Source organism: Methanosarcina sp. WWM596 (assembly GCF_000969965.1).
In the GTDB taxonomy this organism is placed as follows: domain Archaea; phylum Halobacteriota; class Methanosarcinia; order Methanosarcinales; family Methanosarcinaceae; genus Methanosarcina.
In genome coordinates, this window is sequence record NZ_CP009503.1 from 787,834 (window position 1) to 810,697 (window position 22,864).

The 22,864-nt window shown below is 41.4% G+C and carries 20 protein-coding genes and 1 pseudogene; 10 read left to right on the forward strand and 11 right to left on the reverse strand.

Annotation, left to right across the window (positions count from 1 at the left end; genetic code table 11):
* Positions 1-526 precede the first annotated feature (526 nt).
* Together MSWHS_RS03510 and MSWHS_RS03515 are read right to left on the reverse strand one after the other, a co-directional pair.
* Positions 527-1,771, reverse strand: a complete 1,245-nt coding sequence (locus MSWHS_RS03510) for an IS110 family transposase (RefSeq protein WP_048158748.1) — start codon at positions 1,769-1,771, stop codon at positions 527-529.
* Between the two features lie 881 nt (positions 1,772-2,652).
* The gene (locus MSWHS_RS03515; RefSeq protein ID WP_048126096.1) at positions 2,653-3,639 is read right to left on the reverse strand and encodes a transcriptional regulator; all 987 of its coding nucleotides are present in this window, start codon (positions 3,637-3,639) and stop codon (positions 2,653-2,655) included.
* 155 nt (positions 3,640-3,794) lie between these two features.
* Here MSWHS_RS03515 and MSWHS_RS03520 point away from each other — a divergent pair, with 155 nt between their 5' ends.
* Positions 3,795-5,081, forward strand: coding sequence for a tRNA(Ile)(2)-agmatinylcytidine synthase (locus MSWHS_RS03520; RefSeq protein WP_048130199.1), 1,287 nt, complete (start codon positions 3,795-3,797; stop codon positions 5,079-5,081).
* Positions 5,082-5,259: 178 nt separating this feature from the next.
* Here the strand turns inward: MSWHS_RS03520 and MSWHS_RS03525 are convergent, their stop codons facing one another.
* On the reverse strand, positions 5,260-6,027 hold the full coding sequence (locus MSWHS_RS03525) for an NAD+ synthase (protein WP_048126098.1): 768 nt from the start codon (positions 6,025-6,027) through the stop codon (positions 5,260-5,262).
* Positions 6,028-6,721: 694 nt separating this feature from the next.
* On the opposite strand from MSWHS_RS03525, the gene MSWHS_RS03530 reads away from it, so the two are divergent.
* The 3 genes from MSWHS_RS03530 (at position 6,722) to MSWHS_RS21165 (ending at position 10,884) form a co-directional block, all read left to right on the forward strand.
* Positions 6,722-9,097, forward strand: coding sequence for a CDC48 family AAA ATPase (locus MSWHS_RS03530; RefSeq protein WP_048126101.1), 2,376 nt, complete (start codon positions 6,722-6,724; stop codon positions 9,095-9,097).
* 147 nt (positions 9,098-9,244) lie between these two features.
* Positions 9,245-9,499: a PRC-barrel domain-containing protein gene (locus MSWHS_RS03535; RefSeq protein ID WP_048126102.1), complete on the forward strand. Its 255-nt coding sequence runs from the start codon at positions 9,245-9,247 to the stop codon at positions 9,497-9,499.
* 1,241 nt (positions 9,500-10,740) lie between these two features.
* Positions 10,741-10,884 carry a hypothetical protein gene (locus MSWHS_RS21165; RefSeq protein ID WP_231585560.1) on the forward strand — a complete coding sequence of 48 codons (144 nt, stop codon included), beginning with the start codon at positions 10,741-10,743 and terminating at the stop codon, positions 10,882-10,884.
* A 74-nt stretch (positions 10,885-10,958) separates the two neighbouring features.
* Here the strand turns inward: MSWHS_RS21165 and MSWHS_RS18330 are convergent, their stop codons facing one another.
* A complete protein-coding gene (locus MSWHS_RS18330; protein ID WP_052722552.1) occupies positions 10,959-11,804 on the reverse strand; it encodes a hypothetical protein in 846 nt (281 codons plus the stop codon).
* 329 nt (positions 11,805-12,133) lie between these two features.
* On the opposite strand from MSWHS_RS18330, the gene MSWHS_RS03555 reads away from it, so the two are divergent.
* From MSWHS_RS03555 to MSWHS_RS03565, 3 genes and pseudogenes are all read left to right on the forward strand, one after another.
* Positions 12,134-13,039, forward strand: a complete 906-nt coding sequence (locus tag MSWHS_RS03555) for a pentapeptide repeat-containing protein (protein WP_048126110.1) — start codon at positions 12,134-12,136, stop codon at positions 13,037-13,039.
* Positions 13,040-13,057: 18 nt separating this feature from the next.
* Positions 13,058-13,420 (forward strand): annotated as a pseudogene (locus tag MSWHS_RS03560) (pentapeptide repeat-containing protein); the annotation flags it as partial.
* Between the two features lie 128 nt (positions 13,421-13,548).
* Positions 13,549-14,178, forward strand: coding sequence for a transglutaminase family protein (locus MSWHS_RS03565; RefSeq protein WP_048126116.1), 630 nt, complete (start codon positions 13,549-13,551; stop codon positions 14,176-14,178).
* Between the two features lie 48 nt (positions 14,179-14,226).
* On the opposite strand, the gene MSWHS_RS03570 is transcribed toward MSWHS_RS03565, so the two are convergent.
* Complete coding sequence (locus MSWHS_RS03570) at positions 14,227-14,907, reverse strand: phosphoglycolate phosphatase (RefSeq protein WP_048126118.1); 681 nt, start codon at positions 14,905-14,907, stop codon at positions 14,227-14,229.
* Between the two features lie 201 nt (positions 14,908-15,108).
* Complete coding sequence (gene radA / locus MSWHS_RS03575; RefSeq protein ID WP_048126120.1) at positions 15,109-16,086, reverse strand: DNA repair and recombination protein RadA; 978 nt, start codon at positions 16,084-16,086, stop codon at positions 15,109-15,111.
* 287 nt (positions 16,087-16,373) lie between these two features.
* On the opposite strand from radA, the gene MSWHS_RS03580 reads away from it, so the two are divergent.
* The 3 genes from MSWHS_RS03580 to MSWHS_RS03590 all read left to right on the forward strand — a co-directional run bounded on the left by MSWHS_RS03580 (position 16,374) and on the right by MSWHS_RS03590 (position 18,101).
* Positions 16,374-16,838 (forward strand): phosphopantetheine adenylyltransferase, encoded by a 465-nt coding sequence (locus MSWHS_RS03580; RefSeq protein ID WP_048126122.1) that lies wholly within the window; start codon positions 16,374-16,376, stop codon positions 16,836-16,838.
* 75 nt (positions 16,839-16,913) lie between these two features.
* Positions 16,914-17,246 (forward strand): hypothetical protein, encoded by a 333-nt coding sequence (locus MSWHS_RS03585; protein WP_048126125.1) that lies wholly within the window; start codon positions 16,914-16,916, stop codon positions 17,244-17,246.
* A gap of 21 nt (positions 17,247-17,267) precedes the next feature.
* The gene (locus MSWHS_RS03590) at positions 17,268-18,101 is read left to right on the forward strand and encodes a TIM barrel protein (RefSeq protein WP_048126127.1); all 834 of its coding nucleotides are present in this window, start codon (positions 17,268-17,270) and stop codon (positions 18,099-18,101) included.
* Between the two features lie 35 nt (positions 18,102-18,136).
* On the opposite strand, the gene MSWHS_RS03595 is transcribed toward MSWHS_RS03590, so the two are convergent.
* The 5 genes from MSWHS_RS03595 to MSWHS_RS03620 all read right to left on the reverse strand — a co-directional run bounded on the left by MSWHS_RS03595 (position 18,137) and on the right by MSWHS_RS03620 (position 22,785).
* Positions 18,137-19,498 (reverse strand): energy-coupling factor ABC transporter ATP-binding protein, encoded by a 1,362-nt coding sequence (locus tag MSWHS_RS03595; RefSeq protein WP_048158749.1) that lies wholly within the window; start codon positions 19,496-19,498, stop codon positions 18,137-18,139.
* A gap of 11 nt (positions 19,499-19,509) precedes the next feature.
* Complete coding sequence (gene cbiQ / locus MSWHS_RS03600) at positions 19,510-20,292, reverse strand: cobalt ECF transporter T component CbiQ (protein ID WP_048126132.1); 783 nt, start codon at positions 20,290-20,292, stop codon at positions 19,510-19,512.
* Between the two features lie 115 nt (positions 20,293-20,407).
* The gene (locus MSWHS_RS03605; protein WP_048126134.1) at positions 20,408-20,749 is read right to left on the reverse strand and encodes an energy-coupling factor ABC transporter substrate-binding protein; all 342 of its coding nucleotides are present in this window, start codon (positions 20,747-20,749) and stop codon (positions 20,408-20,410) included.
* Positions 20,746-21,453, reverse strand: a complete 708-nt coding sequence (locus MSWHS_RS03610; RefSeq protein ID WP_048126135.1) for an energy-coupling factor ABC transporter permease — start codon at positions 21,451-21,453, stop codon at positions 20,746-20,748. The genes MSWHS_RS03605 and MSWHS_RS03610 overlap by 4 nt, the downstream gene beginning before the upstream one ends.
* Before the next feature lie 870 nt (positions 21,454-22,323).
* Entirely contained in the window at positions 22,324-22,785 is a 462-nt protein-coding gene (locus MSWHS_RS03620) for a YqaA family protein (RefSeq protein WP_048126139.1), read from the reverse strand.
* Between the last annotated feature and the right edge of the window lie 79 nt (positions 22,786-22,864).

The following is a 22,864-nucleotide window of genomic DNA, read 5'->3' on the forward strand; positions in this document are numbered from 1 at the left end:
AAAATGTGTGAGTCATTTATAGAATTAAGTTTGCAATAAAATACGAAGAAAGTTGTTTCTGAACTGCTTCTGAACTTTATATTACATCCATCTGATCTTGTTCCTTCAAAGTAGAAGCCACTGACTGGAAATAATCTTTAACTTACCTTCGGCAGGTCGACATTTAATTTTTGATAATTTTTGTTGATGGCGATTTTGAAATGATGCCCCCTAATTGTGTGTAGTTGTTAGGTTTACATATGACCAATTATTAATCTATTATACTAAACTTTAATGAAAAAATGATTCAGTGCTATAATAAATTAAATAATAAATTTGTATTATTTTATAATTGCAAAGGTTCCAGCTACTTAGCCTACTTATCAACATCCCTTAATCATGTTTTTTACGTATCCTCTTCATATCCAGGATTAATTAATCCAGCAAAATAAAATATCAATAAGTTTGTCATATGTTCTGGAAATTTAATTAATCTGTTAATTAACTTCAACTATGTTTAGCATGAAAGTATATGAGGAGATCTTCCTCACGTACTCTCTCTTTCGTCATTTCTCGCAATTACATATATTTCACTCATTATTTTGATCCTTTCATCAACTGAGAATATCTCAGTCTCAACTATCTTTCTCTTTTGAATTTCCCTCTTTTTATATCCAGTTTCATCTTCATACATCTCCTCGTTTGTGATCAGATGCCATATGATTGTTGCAATTTTTCTTGCCAGGGCAATAATCGCCTTTGAATGCCCAATCGACTTCTTTTTTCTGTTGAAAAACTCTTTTAACCTGCTATTTTTCGTTCTTGCTGCTGCCTGAGCAATCTGTGTTAGAATCCACCTTGCTTCCTTAGATCCTCTCTTAGTGATTCTTCCGTTGTGGTATTTATCCGCTGATTGGTACACATTCGGAACCAGTCCAAGCCATGAAGCAAGCTTATCCCCTGAAGAAAAATCTTTGAAATCACCTATTTCAGCAATAAGAGTTGCCGCTCCAAGTTCTCCTATTCCTGGAACAGACATCAAAATTTCCATTTCTTGCTTATGATTTCTATACGCATAATTGAAAATTTCTTTTTCCAAAATTTTTATTTCATTGTCAAGATGCTTTATGATATCCAGACAGATCTGAAGCCTGAATGCAGCACCCTGAGAGATTTCTCTGTCCAGAATTTCCCTTATCTGATCACTTTTTTTACGAACATTTGGGGAAAGGCTTGCAATAATCTGGTCAACGCTTTTACCTGAACAAATTCCTGCTAAAATTGTTCTACCACTCTTACCAAAAATATCTGTTAGCACATTCTTCAGATTAAACATTTCAGGTGCGAGTATGGCGTGAGCTTCATTTTTTATATCTGTTCTTTTTTGTACAAGGTTATGGCGAAGCCGGATACATGAACGAAATGTTCTATGGTTTTTTGGGAAAACTCTTGATGGTTGAACCATATTATTCAATGCAAGTTGTGCGATGAATTCGGAATCGATCTTATCTGTTTTTTTGTGTGTAAACGCCTTCATATCTCGGGCATTTCCAACTATAACAGGTAGATGTTTTATCAACGCATCATAAATCGGAACCCAAAAGTCACTCGTTGATTCACAGGCAACAACGTCACATTTCTCTGATATAACCCAGTTTTTAAAAGCTAAAATTTCGTCAGGGGTTCTATAGAAATATTGTTGTTGTTTTTCACCAGATCTACTGAGGATTGTAGCAATGAAAAAGAGTTTGTGAATGTCTAAACCACAAGCTTTGTTAATGACTTCAACCAATTTAGATCACCAAATTAGATCACCAAATTAATTTGGGCAGTAGAATTGCCTCAAAGGCCAATTTAGCATCCGTGATCAAAGTCACATTTGAGCCTTCGATGGCAATTCACTGGTTAGTTTTATCACGGCTTCGAAGAACCAAAATAAGTACAACCTTACTGCCTAAGAGAATGATGAGGTTGATAGGTAAAAAAGGTAAGGAAAAAAAGTACTTTCATTTCTTTGTGCCTGTTATTCGAAGAATTTCATATGCGTTTTATTGAAGAGAATACTTGGTTCATTTATCACTTAGAGAAAACCTTACTCAGTCACTTATGTTTTCCTGATATCGGTTTCCTTGAGAACTTCGCTTGGTCCAAATCCAAAGTCAACTTTATCTTTTGAACGGCTCCAGTCTCCTTGAACCCAGTCTTTACCCTGTACTAAACCTGCTTTATTTTTTTGAAAACAAACTTGGGTATTAATATACCACAGTAAATAATATCTCTAAACTTTGACAGCCAAATAACGAACCTTCAATTTCAAAAAATTATAAAAATATTAAATGGATTGATCCCCAATGGGGTGATTTCCTTCTCCGGATGTTACAGGCAAATGTACGGCCAAACTTATTAATGCTAAAGAAATTTACGATCAAATTTATAATTCTAAAGAAAAAGTGCAGAAAATTAGAGAAAAAGAGAATGCTTGATCAGATAGTAAACCTATCTTCCCGAATACAAATTATATTATTTGAGTTATTTTAGAATTCTTTTGCCAGATGATATTAAAGTGGAAAAAGATGGGAAAATAAATTGAAAATTCACGGCCTTGAACTTTATAAAAAGCTTGGTTTACAGAGTTGTTTGTGGAAGGAAAAGAAACTCAAAAGTGAACTTAACTTATGTACCGTCCCGAGTTTCCTTGCGCTCCTCTATGAAATCAAGAAGCTCCTGAGAATCACTTATATTGTCAAGTTCTTTCTTTTCTATCAGCACCGTATTTTCGACTGACTTCAGTTTAGATCGCCCGTTAATAATGAATACGGACTGAGTTTCTGTAATACAGGAGAGGCTGCTCATCAAATGAGCCCGTTTGATTACTGTTGTGTTAAACTCGCTGACCCCTGTAAGGATAACTGAAGACTTGTCTCTTGAGATAGCCTTGAAAGGTGCCTGTGCAGTATGAAGGACATCATATCCGAGCATTGAAATCGTATTGAGGATAAGGTCTTCCGGCAAAAGTACATTCTTTTTTGCCTGGGGTTCTTCCTTTTCAGACTCTGCTTTCTTCCTTGGCTTTCTGCTCCCGCAGGATTTCAGGATATCTATGGGCCTTGCCAGTTCGATCCGGAAAATATCTTCAAGCTGGAGAACTACATCAATGGATGCATCCATGCCTTCTTCTTCATATTTGCTGATAGTCCTTCTCGAAACTCCCACCATGGAAGCCAGGGTCCCAAGAGACATGGAATGGTCCGTCCTTGCCTTCTTCAGGAGATCTCCTTCTATTGAGACATAAAGCCCTCCAGGTGCTGCTGAAACCAGAGGCTGGATATTTTCGACAAAGTAGTCATGGAGGGTCTGGACACTAAGGGCAAGGATATCATAGCGCATGTAGACAACACTGTCTTCAAGCAGCTGGTCCCTTGTTTTGGCTCCAACAACGATAGCGGAACCTCCGAGATACTCAGCAAGATATTTCATCTCCCTTGCTGTTTCTTCGTTCAGGCCGTCAATGTTAAATAAAACCTTGCAAAGTAATAGTGTTTCATCTTTACGTGCGGCAACGTCAAAGCTCCTGGGGCGTATGTTACAACGATCAGAGAGTGCAAAACCTGCACGTGATAATACATCAATAATTTGATGTATGAGAACTTCTTTTGTCATTCCGGTATCAATCTCTGTTTGAACATCTATATATATATATCTCCAACAGAGTTAATGTTTGCAGGGAGAAAACGGGTCGGAGAATCCCGAAAACTAAGGTATCCCAGCTTCGGAATCGTAGTAATATGAAGGTAGAAAACCGGGTACGGAAAAACATGATCATCGGAATTGACGATACGGACTCAAATGAAGGTATGTGCACCACATATCTGGGAGCCCTGCTGCTGGAAGAATTGCAGGAATATGGTACTGTAGAAGCCCTGCCCCTCCTTGTGCGCTTGAATCCTACCATTCCCTACAAAACAAGAGGAAATGCAGCAGTAGCCCTGAAACTTAAAACTGTCTTCCCTGAAAAAGTAATTGCGCATGTAACATCCAGAATAGAGGAACTTGCACGTATGGAGTGCGAAAAAACTAATCCTGGAGCCGTATTTATTCTGGAGGACGATTATGAGAGCCTCAAACCTGTCCTCATGAGTTTTCTGGAAGAGGCTGTAAAGAACGTAATTGAAATAGAGAAAGCAAAGAACCTGATCAATGAACTGAGAATTACCTCTAAGAGCTTCAAGAATGGAAGGGGACTCATAGGCGCTCTTGCAGCCTGTGGAGCAATGCTGAACCCTGAAGAGTGGGACTGTACATTCGAGCATCTGGCATACAGGCAGAAGGAAAAATGGGGAACTCCGAGGGATGTTGATAAAAAAAGTTTTTTTGAAGCTGACCGGGAAACCTACCCTGAAACCTGGGATACTGTAGATCTTACAAACCGGCTCGTTGTCTGCGTGCCTCACTCAGCAGATCCGGTATTATTTGGGATAAGAGGAGAAAACCCTGAGATAGTTAATAAAGCTGCAGCCCTGATCCGGACAGAGCCTGTTGAGCGCTTTGCTGTGTACAGGACAAACCAGGGAACGGACATGCATCTCCTGCCAGCAGAGAATATCGCTAAAATCAGAGACATGCATTCTTATACGTTTGAAGGTACAGTCTCGGCAGCCCCGAAAACCCTTGAAGGAGGACACGTTATCTTTGCTGTCCGGGACGGGGAAGGAGACGAAATAGACTGTGCAGCCTTCGAACCAACCAAGAACTTCAGGTCGCTTATCCGAAAACTGGTGCCTGGGGACCTGATCATCCTTTCAGGGAGTGTCACTTCCGGGACTTTGAACATTGAAAAAATAGAAATTAAAGCTCTTGCCTCCGTATGCAGGGAAGAAAACCCTAAGTGCCCTGAGTGCGGAAAACACATGAAGTCTGCAGGTCAGAGTCAGGGGTTCCGCTGCAAAATGTGCGGGACGCTCTCCCTTTCAAAAGTAAAATATAAGATCGAGAGAGACCTTGAGCCAGGGCTCTATGAAGTCCCCCCCTGTGCCAGGAGACACCTCGCAAAGCCGCTGGCAAGAGAAAAACGCCAGGATATAAAACTTCATCCTGCGCGGTAAGAGGGAAAGCTGCAAACTTAAACTTCTAAGGTGCTACAAGTTAAATTGCTCAGATTTTTATGTCTATGTAAATTGCTCAGATTTTTATGTCTATGTAAATTGCTCAGATTTTTATGTCTATGTAAATTGCTCAGATTTTTATGTCTATGCCCGCCTTTCCCTCAATCCGAGAAACGCGTTATAGTTCCGGCACAGGTGGAGCTTTTCGTTTATGTTCGTTTCTCTCAATGCGTCTGGTAACAGAGCTGAGCTGTTCAGCAGAAATCCCCACATTATCCTGAATTTTTTTGGACTCAGTGCCTTCTTCAAGCATCCTGAGCACCTCATCGATCTTTACGTAAGAAATACCAAGTTCTGCTTCATCGGTCTGGCCTACCCATAATCCTGCAGACGGTTTTTTGGTAATGAGAGGCTCCGGGATTCCCAGCCTGCGGGAAAGTTCCCATACCTCGGTCTTGTAAAGCCCGCCTATTGGCTCAAGGTCGACTCCCCCGTCTCCGTACTTCGTGTAATAACCAAGAAGGATCTCGGTTTTATTTCCTGTCCCGATGACCATGCGGTTCAGCTGGTTTGCGTGGAAGTACAGGAGGGACATCCGGGTTCTTGCCTTCAGGTTGCCTCTGGTGAGCCGGTCTGCGGATTCGCTCTCTGGAACAGCATCCATGAAAGCCGAAACAATGCCTGAGATGTCAATTGTCCGATACTCAATCCCGAGCCAGTTGGCAAGAGTTTTTGCATCTTCGCTGTCAGTAGCAGGGGTAAGGCTGCTTTCGGGCATGTGGAGGCCAAGAACCCTGTCTTTTCCCAGAGCTTTTACAGCAAGAGTTGCGGTAAGGGCGGAGTCAATTCCTCCGCTGATGCCTACAATTGCCCCGTTTGCACCTGCTTTGCCAGTCCTGTTCCGAAGAAAATCAATAATCCTGTTCTGTGCTTTTTCAAGGTCCATGCTTTCAAATTCCTGGAATTTTGTGAATATAGGAAATCAGTTATCTCGAAATTCAAAATCTAATGTTATCTCGAAGTTCAAAATCTAATGTTATCTCGAAGTTCAAAATCTAATGTTATCTCGAAGTTCAAAATCTGAATATTAAACTATGGTTCATCAGAAAGCCTGAATTATCTAATATCTGAAATGCTAATTCAGGTTGTATTAACAGTTTTATACACAGAAGCTGTAAATATATTAACCTAACAGGGAAAAAGGAGCGAAGGGTAAACTTATTTAATAAATAGGGAATATAGGAAACTTATTCTCCGGACATAATAATGTAAATACTTGAGTATTAAACGTACTCAGTAATTGCCCGTTACTTGAGTATCCTGGTATCGGGATGTTAAAGGTACCTTAAGCTGGCGAGATACTTTCTCCGGGAGTGCAAAAACAAAAATAGCTGGACGTCGCCAGGATAAAGGACTTGCAGACACAGATTCGATGCCCGGAATGGTCCAGAGTAAATGCGTATACGGGACAAATTTTCCCGGATGACAGGCATTAAAATAAAAAGAGCATCTAATAAATAGAAGTAGATATTCCAGAGTTATACGACCCGGAAAAATTCGGGAAAAACCGGTGTCATTTCATTTTACGTCATTACCAGATAAAATAACAATCAAAAAGACAACTATTTTCGGGATGATCCATGGAAGAAATACAGTTGAAGGTTGAAAAGGCATATCCTATAGACCTTGGAAGAGGAATTATCCGGCTTGACCCTACAGCGCTACTGAAACTTCAGCTCTCTCCCGGTGACATTGTGGAGATAAAGGGGAAAAAAAAGACCACAGCAAAGGTATGGAGAGCGGACAGGCAGGATTGGGAACAGGGAATAGTGCGTATTGACAATTTCATCCGGCAAAATGCCGGAGTTTCCATAGGGGAGAAAGTGACCATTACAAAGGTCGAAGCCCCGGAAGCAAAAAAGCTTATTCTGGCACTTCCGGAAAGCATGACTCAGGGTGGACCTGAGCTGCAGTTTGGGGAACATGCAAATGAGATCATAAAGCGGCATATCCTGAAAAGGCCTGTGTTCAGGGGAGACATAATTCCAATTATAAACTCAATGTCTCAGCCGATGACTGAGTCCCTGACAACAAGCCAGGTAATTCCCCTGGTTGCTGTTGAGACTGACCCTGCCAATACCATTGTCCTGATTACGGAAGCCACAACTATCGAGCTCCGGAAAAAACCGGTACAGGGCTACGAAAAAGCGACTCGAGGAGTCACCACCTACGAAGACATCGGCGGGCTGGGGCAGGAGATCATGCGCGTTCGGGAAATGATAGAGATGCCGATGAAGCACCCGGAACTCTTTGCCCACCTTAATATAGAGCCTCCAAAGGGAGTTATTCTCTACGGCCCACCCGGTACCGGAAAAACCCTTATTGCAAAAGCCGTGGCAAACGAATCCGGGGCAAGCTTCCATTACATTGCAGGTCCTGAAATTGTGGGGAAGTTCTACGGGGAAAGCGAAGAAAGATTAAGGAAGATCTTTGAAGATGCAACCCAAGATGCGCCTTCAGTTATTTTCATTGATGAGATCGATTCCATTGCCCCTAAAAGGGAAAACGTAACTGGGGAAGTGGAAAGACGAGTTGTTGCCCAGCTCCTTACTCTTCTTGACGGGATGGAGGAAAGAGGACAGGTCGTGGTAATAGGGGCTACTAACCGTGTGGATGCAATTGACCCCGCACTCAGGAGACCAGGCCGCTTTGACAGGGAAATTCATATTGGTGTGCCGGACACCAAAGACAGGTACGAGATCCTGCAGATTCACACACGGGGCATGCCAATTGAGAAAGACGAAGAAACCAGGATGTCTGAGCCTGAATCTGAAGTAGAAATCGAAGCCGGAACTGAAGTCGAAGCTGAAATTGAAGCTGAAATCGAAGTTGATGAAGCTGCAATAGACAGGGAAAAGAAAGAGAAGACAAACCTGTATCTTATGTACCTGGCTGAGAGGACTCAGGGCTTTGTGGGTGCAGATCTTCTGGCTCTCGTGCAGGAAGCAGCAATGCGTTGTCTCAGGGAAAGCCTGCCGGATCTTGACCTCGAAAAAGAAACAATTCCTCCTGAACGCCTGGAAAAGATTGTTGTAACTAAAAAGAACTTCGAAGATGCCCTGATGGAAGCCGAACCCTCAGCTCTGAGAGAGATCTTTGTTGAGATGCCTTCGGTTGGCTGGGATGATGTGGGCGGCCTGAATGAAGCAAAGAATTCGATTGTTGAAGCTGTTGAATGGCCCATTAAAAACCCGGAAAAGTTTATCCAGATGGGCATAAAAGCTCCAAAGGGAATCCTGCTCTACGGCCCTCCCGGTACTGGTAAGACCCTGATAGCACAGGCTGTTGCCAAAGAGTCAAATGCCAATTTCATAAGCGTCAAAGGGCCGGAGATGTTTTCGAAATGGCTTGGAGAGTCGGAAAAAGCAATTCGGGAAACCTTCAAGAAAGCAAGGCAGGTTGCTCCCTGTGTTGTCTTCTTTGATGAGATCGACTCCATTGCTGCGATGCAGGGTGTGGACACGGACAGCCGGGCTTCGGAAAGGGTACTCAACCAGCTGCTGACCGAAATGGACGGGCTTGAGACTCTCAAAGACGTGGTCATAATTGCCGCAACTAACCGCCCTAACCTGCTTGACCCTGCAATCATCCGTCCGGGGCGTTTTGACAGGCTGGTTTACGTTGGGGCACCTGACCGTAAAGGCAGGATGAGGATCTTTAAGATCCACACAAAGAATACTCCTCTTGCAGAGGATGTGGACCTTGAAATCCTTGCCAGTATAACAGAGGGGTATGTGGGTGCTGACATAGAAGCGGTATGTAGAGAAGCCGTAATGTTTGCCCTAAGGGAAAACTTTGACATCAAAGAAATTGAGATGAGGCACTTCAGAGAAGCCCTTAAGAAAGTAAAACCCACAATTTCCGAAAACATTGCCCAGTTCTATGAGAAGATAGAGGAGCAGTTTAAGGGAGGTCAGAGACCGGTAGAGACAGCTGGACTTGTGGGATACAGGTAAGAATTTAAATGAATAACTCTTAAAAGAGAAGAGTTTATAAAGATGATAACTTCAAATTGAATAAAATATCACAAGTAAAAGTATTAATACAAAAAAGCCAGCTTTACCCAAATTCCGCATAACACTGAGCACGGAGACAAGATAAGAATGTCTAAAGTATTTGCAAAAAACCTCCTCTTCAATAAACAGGTGATGGCTACCGACGGAACGGAGATAGGAACGCTGAGCAACATTGTAGTCGAAATCAAAGGAGGAAATATCATTGATCTTATGGTCAGCCCCAATCCCACCTTTGATATTTCAAGATACAAAAAAGAAGATAACTATATCCTGATTCCTTTCGACTCCGTAAGCGCCATCAAGGACTATATTATAGTAGACAAAATGAAAGCAAGGGCATGAATTGAAAAAGGGAAGGAAAGAATTTGTTTACTTTCTTTTTCTTTCATTTCCTTTCAGATCCTGTTTTCGTTTTCATTCTACATTTCTTTCAGCCCAGAGGAACTCTTCGTTTAATTCTTGCTATTCAATCTCTGGAAACACCGTTCTAATCCCGGTTTGTTTTAATCTAAGGAACTTTTCTTTTAATTCTGAATTTTTTTAGTTGAACTTTTTTAGTTGAACTTTTCTAATTCAGGTTGATCAGAAGGGATTCTAGCTCCGTTTGAAGCTTTCGTGTGACAATGACTATGCCAGCAGAGATATTGGAATGATGAAAGCCGAGGGTGGAAAATACTTCAACCTGGTTTCAATCATAAGCTACTAAGAGCCTATCCGAAAAGTCAGAGTAGATGACCCCTTTTCGGGTAGGCTCTAAAGGGAATAGCATTTTTGCTGTTTTTATTAATTTTGAGCAAAAAAAGTTTTAACTTTTATAATTAAGTGTTTGATTATGGACTCAAAGCACCTACATTTCAAATGTGATTCAAATGCTTTAAGTAACTGAGCCAGAAAACCAAAAATATTTCCTTTATTTCATCCCCCCATGAATATTAATCATAAATTTCACGATGTTCCCTCTTTCCCGTGAAATCTTCATCATCTTAATCCTCTTCAAGGTATTCACAAAAGGATTCACCTGATGATATTTTGAGCTCTGCCAGGCAAAAAACTTGTGGGCGAGGAATAACAGTATTGCACATATGGACGACAAAAATAATGCACTTACTGACATTTGTACTTCGAAAGGTGACGTTTTACTTGCTCCTCTTAATTTTCCTGTGATATTGAATGCAAGGAGAAGGTGACCTCCTTCTTAGAGTTTTCGGTATGTTTCTATTTATATTGAGTTATTGGTTTTTTTGTGTAAGAAGTGTTATAGGAAATGTTAGTTCCAATCCCTCATATCACGAAAATTTAATTATGGAAGAGCTCATCCCAAAACCAATTTTATTCTCAAAAATCAATAGTATTTTTTGAATACAGGAGTGTTTATGCGTGAACGATTTTCCGGAGTTTATGAAAAGTAAAAGTAATCATATGGGAGCACGGAGCAAAATACTGAAGATATCGAGGGCTATTTTTACGAGGGTGCAGACGGCAGTCAGATGGCTTTCTGGACCTGTTATTCTGACTGAGTTCCCAAAAAACATACTCATGAATTTGATGAGTATATGGTTTGCGTTAGTGGTCAATATACGGCAGTGTTAAATGATGAGGAGTTTGTTCTCAATCCCGGGGACGAATTATTCATCCCGAAGAGGACAGAACAGTGGGGAAAATGTATTGCTAGAACAAGAACTATCCACGCATTTGGGGGAAAAAGAATTCATAGGGATGAAGAGTGAGGAATTCGTAAAAATGTGCTTTGGGAATACTTTCGATATCATAATAAATATAAATTGCTTCTGAATATATTTAGTTATAAATCGAAAAACAGATCATCAGGTGACTTTTTGAATCCATTTATACGTCTTATTTCCCTTTTTATCCTCTCTATGTCATCCCTCAATAATGGATCATCACCTTTTTTGTTCAAATCGGATTTTTCCTTTAACTCTCTCTTAAGTTGAGCTATCTTTACATCAGCCATTTCTTCATATGTTGTTCCCGACTCTTTAAAAATAGAGGGAAGACCTAAGCTATCTAGAAAACTAAATGTTCCATTTAGGTTGGAAACTTCTTTTCTCATTTCATTTACTGTTGAATTAAATTCTGCAATGGACCCAAGAATTAGCGTTAATATATCATCTTCGGTATTTTCAAGGTCTGCCAAACTTCTAGCTAAATTCTTATAGGTGTACGCTAGAGTTATGGGGTTTAAATACTTATATACTGAATTGTCCATATTTTTTATTTGTTCGTAAAGCCTTTTCCTCGCCTCTTCGACTTTCTCTGGGTTTTTTAAGTCATAAGAAATAATTCTCATATCGTCAATGTCAAATGGAGTTTCTTGACCTTCTGTTTTCATCAGAACACATGGCTTTTTCATCGCATGTCTCACTGCGAGTTCATAAAAGACGTTCGGATTATTATTGGTTAAGTCGGCTATAACTAAAGGGGACGTTATTATTTTATCTATGATCTGGAACTTTATCATGCCCGACTCATTCATATGATCAGCTCTTATGGGGGCATAATTAAGTTTTTCAACAACGGGTTGAATAACATATTTAAAAAATAAATCGGAATTTTTTCGAATCTCAGTGTTCTCTTCACCAATTGGACATATGATAAAACAAGTTTTAGGAGGATGGGTGGGTTCCATTATAAACACATCTCTATAAAAAGTTTCTTAAAAGTCTAAAAAATATCAAGATAGATAATTACACTTATATGTATATCGTTTTTGTACCACTTTCTTTAAAATAACGAATCGTATATCTATACCTAGACACGTTTGCCACGATTTTAACCATGGCTTTCTGCTTTCCATATTCTTTGAAAACTCCTAGATCCGAAATTGAATCCTAACTACTTGCTTATTTTATTCTTATTTACTGCTCTACCTCTTCATCCTTCGTGTATAAATGCCAATGTTTTTTAGTTTATAATTGATAAAGGACAGATAAAAGTTTGTGGCAAAGAAAAAATATTATGACATTAAGAGAGGAGTTGAAACAGCTTGGTGATAATACCAAAAAAGATGCGAAACAAATCTATGAGAAGGTAAAACAATACCCGTTGATTAGCCTATTTTTCATAATCGCTGTATTGCTATTAATTGCACTTCCACATTGGCAAGTATCCGGAATAAATAACGCTATAGAAAAAGTCACTCAAGAAAATCAGTCCCGTGCAACATTAGCTCAAATACTAGGTGGTGTAGCTATCGGTATTGGGCTTTACTACACATGGCGACGAATTACTATTGCTGAGGAAGATCTGAAAGTTACTCAGGAAAATCTAAAAGTTACTCAAAAGAATCTAAAAGTTTCCCAAGAAGGCCAGATTACCGAACGTTTTACTCGGGCTGTTGAACAATTAGGAGCTATTGATCAATCAGGAAATCCAGCAATAGAGATTAGGTTAGGTGGAATATATGCCCTTGAACGAATCTCAACCGAATCTGAGAAAGACTACTGGCCGATTATAGAAATTTTAACTGCTTATGTTAGAAAGAATTCGAGTGTTGAAAATCAATCAAACGAAAATTTTCTGACAACTGGATATATATCCATGGATATTCAAGCTAATGAAAGTACACATAATGAAGTTCCCGAAGTAAATTCTTTGTCATTGGACATTGAAGCAGTTATTACAGTTCTTGGAAGAAGTAAACATAGATATATGGATAAAGAGTCTAAATGCCTTAATCTAAAGAATACGTTTTTTAAATGGTTAACACTTAAAGATGCTCATTTTGAAGGAACTAATTTTAGCAACGCCCATTTTGAAGGGGCTGTCCTTAAAAATGCCCATTTTGAACAAACGGATCTTTTCAGAGTTTATTTTGAACACGGTTTTCTAATAGAAGCTCATTTCGAACATGCTATCCTATAAGAAACTCGGTTCGAAAATGTTTATTTTATAGGCGCTTATTTTGAAGGATCTGAGATTGATGGGGCTCATTTTGAAGGATCTGTGATTGATGGGGCTCATTTTGAAAAGGTTGACATTAATTTGGCTCACTTTGAAGATGCTAGTATGATAACTACTCACTTTGAAGGAGCTAATCTCCTTGAAGGGACTAATCTTGAAGATGCTAACCTTGAAGGAGCTAACCTTGAAGGAGCTTATCTTCAAGGAGCTATAAATTTAACAAGTGACCAGCTTTCTAAAGTGAAAACCCTTTATAAAGCAAAGTTAGACAAAGAGCTCGAAATACCCTTAAGAGAGAAGTACCCCGCCCTTTTTGAAAAACCTGATCCAGATAAACTATAAGTTTATACATTCCTTATTAAAACGCGAATTTAATTCATAGTTACTGAGCAAATCAAGGTGTACCAATAAAAAAGTAGTTTCCGTCTCATATTTAAATTTCATAGAGGCTTTGTAGTATTTATTGACAGGTGAGTAAGACGCACACTGAAAGCAATAATCTTCAGGATTACCTCAAAAAGAATGAGATCATAAACTACGATCATAAGCTGATTGTTGAGAAGTGCCTTGAATTACAGAAAGGCATGGAAGAGGGGGACGAAATCAGTTTGATTAAGAAAATCTATGAATTTGTCCGGGATGAGATTCATCATTCAGGGGATATAGGTGCACAGGAGGTTACCTGTAAGGCATCAGAGGTTTTAGAGTTTGGGCATGGGATCTGTTGTGCTAAATCTCACCTGCTTGCAGCCATGCTAAGATTTTATGGGATACCAACCGGGTTCTGTTATCAGAAATTTTGTTCAAGCAAGGACGTTAACAGGAAATTCTTGCACGGCTTAAACGCGGTATATTTAAAAGATTCAAAAAAATGGATCAGGCTGGATGCAAGAGGCAATAAGCCAGGCATAGACGCTCAGTTTTGCATGGACGAGGAAAAGATTGCCCGACCAGTTAATAAAGAGCTTGGGGAAGAAGACAATCCGATAATATTCATAGAGCCAAATCCGACTGTTGTAGAGGTATTAAATACAAGTAATAATAGGGACGATATGTGGGAGCAGTGGGAACTTGGGCTGAAAGACCTGTTCAGCGTTTGAGAGTTAAATCCTGAGAGTTAAATCAAGAAACCGCATATGTCGCGATTTTTATATCCAGCCTTTCGATTCCAGATACTCGAAGGCTTCTACTGCTCCTTCCCCAAAAGAGGTTTCAGTTACATAATCTGCACCTTCCTTAATTTGCTTATCGCCGTTTGCAACAGCAATCCCGAAACCTGCAGCCTCAAACAGCTCAACATCATTTGCAGAATCCCCTATTGCCACAAAGTCCGAAGCCGCAAGCCCCATCATTCCTGCAATCTTTCGGAGGCCTGAGCCTTTGTTGACTCGGGTACTTTTGATGTGGACTGCATACTTGGTATCAACCATTTCGACATCAAATTTTTGAGTTTTCAGAAGAGATCTGGCTTTTTCAAGGTCAAAGTCCCGCCGGAGGGCAATCTCGGTTTTTCGGTAGAAGGGATCGAGTTTGGTGAGCTTGAAATGTTCGGATAGGAAAGAGAAGGCTTTTTCACATTCTTCCAGGCTTTCTTCAAAAGTGCCATTCAAATCATAGCGGACAGTAATAGCGCCTCCGTTTTCGGCGATCACAGCTCCGTCCAGGCCGAGAAGCTTTGATGTTGTCCTTGCATAACATAGAGTGTTGCCTGTGGCAAGGACTACCGGAACTTTAAGGGAACGGATTTTTTTGACGGCTCCCAGATGGAGTTCCCTGTTTTCGCAGGTAATTGTCCCGTCAATGTCAACGACAATAGCTTTGAATTTCATTGAAAAGAGATGGGAACGGGGAGATAAAATGTTTCCCCATTCACAGTTTTTTGAATAGATGTATCTAGATGTATAAGGCTCTGTTCGCCTTAACTCTACTCATCCTTAATTGAACTGATCTTAATTGAACTGATCTTAACTGAACTGATCTTAACTGAAATGATCTTAATCGATCTTAAATTTCTTCACTGATCTCCACTTTCACTGGTCAGTAAGTCCGGCTGTGGTGACTGCAACGACAGCTTCCCCTTCAGGCAGGTTGGGGGAGTCTACCAGGCGGATAATTCTCTTTTCTCCTTTGGATTTCCGCAGGTAGAGTCTGAAGGTTGCTGTGTGTCCCACAATATGTCCTCCGACAGGCTTTGTGGGATCACCAAAGAATGCGTCGGGTTTTGCCATAACCTGATTTGTAACAACCACGCAGGCATTGAACAAGTCTCCGAAGCGGAGTAGGCCGTGCATATGCTTGTTTAGCTTCTGCTGCCTGTCTGCAAGGGTTCCCCTTCCTACATATTCAGCTCTGAAGTGAGCCATAAGAGAGTCAACGATCATGAGGCGAACGGGTTTTCCCATTTCTTTGAGCTCGTTTGCCAGGTCTGTTGCAGAGTCTACAAGAAGGATCTGGTGATTGGAATTGTATGCCCGTGCAACATGAATGTTCTGAAGGAATTCTTCAGGATTAAGTTCCATTCCGTACTTCTCGGAAAGCCCCTTTACCATCTGGGTGATCCTTTCCGGCCTGAAGGTATTTTCAGTGTCGATTATAATGACGGACCCGCTGAGACCTCCATACTCTTTGTCCATCTGGACATTCACTGCGAGCTGGTGAGCCACCTGGGTCTTCCCGGAACCGAATTCTCCGTACAGTTCGGTAATAGCCTGGGTCTCTATGCCCCCTCCCATCATTTCGTCAAATTCCGTACAACCGGTAGTCAGCTTGCCTACCAGCTTCCTTCTTTCAAGCACAATATCTCCGGTTTCAAATCCCCCGATATCAGCAGCCTGCCTTGCAGCATTGATGATTTTTGCGGCAGTCGATTCCCCTATTTCGGCTGTAGTTGCAAGTTCAGAAGGAGAGGCTACGGCCACTGCTTCAATAGTGTTAAATCCGGCTTCTTTGAGTTTTTCTGCAGTTGCAGGGCCAACTCCTGGCAGATCTTCAAGTGCTATTTCGCTCATTACAGATTCTCCTGGATGCACATGTTTGTATAGGGTGCATGACGGTTGCTCCACTATGGTTTTGTGGGTATATATAGCTAGAGGAGGCGGGGTGAAAGTATTACAGAAAAACTTGTAAAACGCAGGCAGAATATTGCAACACTGTCAAAAAGAAGGAGATAAGAGATCTTTTTTTACATTTACATTTACATTTAGCATTTACAAAAAATAAGGGAAAAGATAAAGAAATTCCCCAGAAAACCGAAAAAAACCAAAACTTCTTTTTACTTAGTAGATTATCACCCATCATGCCAAAGGTCGCCTTAGGCGGTACGTTTCAGTATCTTCATGACGGACACGCCAGTTTAATTGAAAAAGCATTTGAGATAGCAGGGAACGGAAAAGTCTACATAGGGCTTACTTCTGACGAAATGTTGCAAAAAAACCACAATGTTGAAAATTATGAAAACAGGAGTGTCCGGCTGCTTGAGTATATTAAATATATGGGAGTTGCGAAAGAAAAATATGAAGTTACCAGATTGAACGATCCCTACGGCCCGACTCTGGAAGAAGACTTCGACTATATTATAGTCTCTCCTGAGACCTATCCGGTTGCCCTGAAAATTAACTGCATCAGAGAAAAAAAAGGGAAAAAACCTCTTGAAATTGTGTACGTTGAATATGTGATGGCTGAAGACGGGACTCCGATTTCGTCCACAAGGATTGCAAAAGGAGAAATTGACAGGCATGGAAGGCTGAAAAAAGAGTCATAGGCCTGAAACAGCTACATTTTTAGGCATATTCCCTTTCAACAGGTATAAATCCGGACAGGGTTATAAAGTGATAATATGCCCAGAGAATTCACACAAAAAGACATTGAGATTTTTAACAAGCTTGCCCCGGAAACCGGAGGAAGTCAAATTTCACGGGAAGCAGGACACCGTTTTCCTTTCATCCTGCGCCCGGTATCACACAAGTTTGCCGAATCTCCGGAAGACTTCAGGGAAAGGCTCGAGAGGCTGAACGCAGAAGAACTAGATTACCTTGTGGGACTTGCCCTTGAAGGAAAGGAAGATGTCCAGTCTCTGGACGAAGACCTTGAGGAACTGGTGGCGGTAGTTGAGGAAAAGGTATCTCCGGAAAGGGCAAAGCAATTAAAGGACTTTGTGGGAATTTTCTAAAATAGAGACTTTTTGAAAACCATGCCATCTGAAACACTTTTTTTTGGGACTGCCGGAGTTCCCAGAAGCGCAAAAGCCAGCAATAGCCCTGCAGGAATCGAGCGGGTCAGGGAACTGGGGCTCGACTGCATGGAGCTCGAATTCGTGCAGGGGGTGCGCATGAGCGAGAAAGGGGCAGGAAAGGTTCTGGAAACGGCCGGGAGAGAAAACGTAGCCTTGAGCGTACATGCCCCTTACTACATCAACCTGAACTCTCCGGAAGAAGAGAAATTAAAAGCCAGCATGGAAAGGATTTACCAGGCTGCAAGGATAGGCAGCCTCTGCGGAGCAGAGTCGATCGTACTGCACGCAGCATTTTATCAGAAGAGCAGCAAGCAAGCCGCTTATGAGAATGTCTCAAAGGCCCTCCGAGAACTTACAGAACAGCTCAGGGGAGAAAAGATACCTGCAGTCCTCCGTCCTGAGACCATGGGCAAGCGTTCCCAGTTTGGAACCCTTGAAGAAGTGCTTGCCTTAAGCGAAGAAATCGAAGGGGTTATGCCCTGCCTGGACTTTTCCCACATGCACGCAAGAGAAGGGAAAGAAAACTCCTATCCCGAGTTTACGACAATCCTTTCAAAAGTAGAAGATGTTCTTGGAAAGGAAGGGCTTGCAAACATGCACATGCACGTCTCGGGAATAGAATATGACAAAAACGGGGAAAAGAGACATCTGCCTCTTAAAGAATCAGACTTTAATTATCCAGAACTTTTAAAAGCCTTTAAAGAATTCAAAGTATGGGGGCGAGTCATTTGCGAAAGCCCGATCCTGGAAGAAGATGCGCTTCTGTTAAAAAAAACTTATAGCAAACTTTAAGGAAAGGGAAAAAGAGAGGAAGAATATGAAAAAAATCAGACCTTAAAGGCCTCAGGGTCACTATCCGTTTCTTCAGTCCACTTACATCCGCCTTCCCTGTTAACAACGCCTACAGTAAACTCTATCCCACTTTTTTCTACATACTCCCTGGTTCTTTTCAGAGCATGATCTATCATTCCGCCTGTAGTTAGGATAAGGCAGCGTTTTCCACAGAGTGCCATCAGGATCGACTTATCTATAACACCTGAGGTAACGTCCAGGTGAATTCCATCCTGTTCGGCAAGATTCTTGCTTTTCTTGCCCATTGCCCCCACGAAGGCAATTTCTCCATCTTTCAGGATCTGCCTGACTTCTGGCAGGGAATAGCTGTCAGTATCGTAAATCAGAACCCCGCCAGCTTTGATTCCTTTGCGCTTCAGCTCAACAATAGCCCTGCCGTCAGGATGGATGTGCAGAACCGTGGCATTAATAGCTTCATAAGGAGACTGAGTCGCATATTCCCCATACATAACTCCGAGATTCAAGTTGTCACCTTCCCGGACTCCGGGAGGGACATCAACCCACATAAGATCAAGAGGCTTTAAAGTGTTGACAAGGTCAGGTATGCTTTTAGGGGAGTTTTTGCCGTATGCAAGCCCTCTTCTCTCAATTTCATGATATATTTCAAGGGTAGTAGGTTGGCGTAGCCCTGTTTTTTTAAGAAGCTCCTGATCTTTGAAGACCTCCACAGGCGTCCCCTGTCCTATAAGTTTGCTGTTTGATATGAGGTACACATAGTCAGACCAGCGGTAAGCCAGGTCCACATCATGAGTGGAAATGATGATCGTACTCCCAAATTGGTTAAATTCGTTGAGCAGATCCATTATTTCGTCCGCACCCACCGGATCAAGGTTTGAGAGGGGCTCGTCCAGAATGATTACCTCGGGTTCCATCGCCATCACCCCTGCAATTGCAACCCTCTTTTTCTGCCCTCCGCTGAGATGGTGGGGAGGCTTGTCCTTCAAGGTGGAAAGTCCTACCTGTTCAAGGGCTTGCTGTACGCAGGCACCAACTCTTTCTTTTGAATATCCCAGGTTTGCCGGCCCAAAAGCTACGTCCTGATACACTGTAGGGGCAAAGATCTGGTCATCAGCATTTTGAAAAACTATTCCTATGGATTTTCGGATTTCCCGGAGAGACTTTGAATCGTACTTAAAAGGGGCTCCATGGAAGAAGATCTCCCCTTCATCTGGCTTTAAGGTCCCATTCAGGAGCAGAAAAAGCGTGGATTTTCCGGAGCCGTTTTGCCCTACAAAGGCAATCTTTTTTCCTTTTTTGATCTCGATATTTATACCCTGGACAGCTGCAGTTCCGTCCGGGTAGGTGTATTTAAGGCCCCTGGTCTCAAGAATGATCATGATCTGTTACCTCAAATAATGGATATGTTTTTTGTAAAATAAAAAAGTGCAAGGGCTGAAAGGAAGTAGGCAGAGGTAAGCAGCAGTTCTATTGCCCTTACTGGCCTGTGCACTTCGAAGAGAGTCATTTTTCCGTCATAACACCTGGAATTCATAGCAAGAAAGAGCTTATCTCCCTGTTCCCAGGATCTTATAAAAAGTGTACTTCCAAGCATACTCATTGAACTGAGGGAACGCCTGAAGTTTGAATAGCCTAACCTCACAGTCTGGGCATACTTTATGGAAAGGGCCATGTCCAGAAAAACAAAAATGTACCGGTAAATCAGCATGGAAAGCTCGATGAGGGATTCCGGAAGCCTGGTAGCCTTGAACACGGCAAAGAGTTCTATCATAGGAGTTGTAAGCGAAAGGAAGTAAAGGCAGCACATCCCGCTTAAGGACCGTGAAAGCACCAGTAGAGCAAGCTCAAGCCCATCTGCCCTTACAGAGAGAGAATAACCTGCAAGGTTAAAGGAAAGAAGTTCCTGCCCCGATCCGGAGAAAAAAGCAATAATAACCACACCTGTTAGTGCAAAACCTACAGGGGCGAGCAGGAGTTTCAGGTATAATTTAAGGGGAGCCCTGCCAAAAGCAACTGTTGTAAAGCTCATGCAAAGGGCTATGAAAAGAGGAGTTATAGGGGATGTGGATGAGACTCCTACAAGCAGCCCGAAGAGAACGATTGCCATCTTCAACCAGTTATTTCGGTGCCTTAAGGGGCTCATAAGGGCATAATCATCAAGGATATTGGTCATGTGGGGAACCTGCTGATAGGTAGATGAAAGCAAAAATCAGAGATTAAAAATAAAAGGCAAAAGATAAAAAACTTTCCTCCCCGAAAGGAAGATAGTAAAAGGGCAAAAGAAGAGATTATTGAGACTGCCTGTCGCTATTAGGCTTATTCTTTCCTTTGTATCCAAGCTCGTTTTCATAGTTTTTTTTAGCATTATAATAGCCAAGGAAGTAACCGATTACCCCTGCACCGATGGCTGCCTGAAGGCCAAAGAGAAGGCTTTCTATTTCCCCGCTTGGAGGCTCCCAGAAAGGTTCTGCAATTGGTTCGTAGGTTCCCCCGGTGATTTCATTTATCACGTTTTCAGCTTCTCCGTCAGCTCCTCCGTATTCGGCATCCGTTGTAGATGACATATAAACGAATTGCACTGTAAAGATCAGAAGAATTGCAAGTACAATAATTTCTAGTATTCTGCTCATGCGGGAATCCCTCTCAGTTTTTTCACGACCGCAGATTCAATAACTTTCATTTCAATCAGGATATCACTCTTGACGTTGACCACATACTTGAAGAGCAAAGCACTGACAGCGCCTTCCATGATTGCGAGAGGCACCTGAGTAACTGCAAAGACAACAGCAAATTTGCTGAATGAACTCATAACACCTGCAAAGGTGAGTACTCCTCCTGCAGGATAAGCAAGAGCAAGTTCCACTGAGGTGGTTACATAAGTTGCCCAGTCCCCCAAAGCCGTAGCAAGGAACACCACAGCATAGAAATTAAGATTTGCTTTCATTCCTGCCTTATAGACTAGATATGCCACTACAGGGCCAACTATGCCCATGGAAAAGACATTTGCTCCAAGGGTTGTAAGTCCTCCGTGAGCAAGGAAAAGTGCCTGGTAAAGAAGCACAATGGTTCCGAGGACTGCAGAGATTGCCGGACCGAATATAATTGCCGCGATCCCGGTTCCTGTGGGGTGGGAACAGCTTCCGGTTACCGAAGGCAGTTTAAGGGAAGATAGCACGAAAATAAATGCACCTGCGACAGCAAGGAGAGGCAATATTTCGCGTTTTTCTTTGACCAACCGATTCATTTTGTAGATGCCGTACATTATCACTGGAATTGACACTGCAAACCAGGCTTGCCACCAGGGACTCGGTAAAAAACCTTCCATTATATGCATTAAATCACCGTGAGGATATCAAGTAAATATTACTAGTGTTAAGTCAAGTTAAATTGAGTTCTTGGATACATAAAGGTTGCGGTGAGGGAGAAGCAGGCACGTAAGGACCCATAAAATTAGTTTGAAGGGAATGCAACTTCTAAAAAATTGGAGCAAATTTGATCGAACAAGCAAACTTGAGTAGTATATGCTATAAATCTGCATAGATATTATATTCAAAAAGGAATAATTAGAAGAGATATCCACACCTATATACATCATTCGAAGAACTTACGGGGAAGATTAACTAATTTCAGTGTCAGTAAACGGGAATAGTGCGACATTGAAAGTAAAATTGTGTAGAAATGAGACCTATGATAAAGAACAAGAAAAAGAAAAAAGAAAAAAAAATGGAGGTTATAATCGAGCATTGATTCGTTTTTGAAGACCTGGAAGACAGGTCTGAATGGCAAGCAAAGCAAATAGAAATCAACTAAAATTGCTTTAGCAAAAATACATTGTACCCTGAGTTATATAAATATATCCATTTGGTTCGTTTAGAGGAAAAGTCTTGAAACAAGATCGTCAGAGAGGAGATACTGTGGGAGAATAATAAGAAGATTTAAAAGGAGAATTTTCAGAAATAAAAAAAATTTGTTTGAAAACAAAGAAAAATGCAATCAAAAAAGGGAAAAGCAAAATCTGAAAAAACTAGTTTTGAAAAAATCAAAGTTGCCCACAACAAAAACAGTAAACCAATTTACTGGCGACTGAAGGATCAAAATAAAATCTTTTTACTTTTATTATTTATAAGCCTCAAATCTCCTTTTACTTGGATAAGTCCTTCTACTGATGATAAGTCTTTAGATTCATTTTGCCAATTGGCATACCTCAAAATCTGCCATTAAAAAACACTACTGAATAAGCAAGTACTAAATAACGTGCGAATTTCCCCAGAAAGACCAGGATTGAAAAAGATCTGAAAGGAAGCTGCATAAGCCCTGCAACCATGGTAATCACATCCCCTATACCCGGCACCCAGGTGAAAAGAAGGGTATAGATTCCATATTTGCTAAAAAGCCTTTCACTTTTCTCGAGCTTTTCAGGAGAAGGAGAGAGATACCTTTCAAGTACATGTCGCCCTTTTAAACCCAGGTAGTAGGTGGTACATGCCCCGAAAAAGTTACCGGTGGTGGCGACCATGACTACGGTAAGAGGGCCAAACCCCTTGTAAATGAGGGCGATTACCAGAGCTTCCGACCCGAAAGGCAATACTGTAGAAGCCAGAAAACTCAGGACGAAAAGATGAAGGTAACCGTAGTCAACAATAAAGGCACTCAGGGTTTCAAGCATAATATTCCTTCTCTTACACTTCTGCTTACTATTTTATTATATTACTTTTATGCCTGTGTGAGAAAGCCTCCAGTAAAAT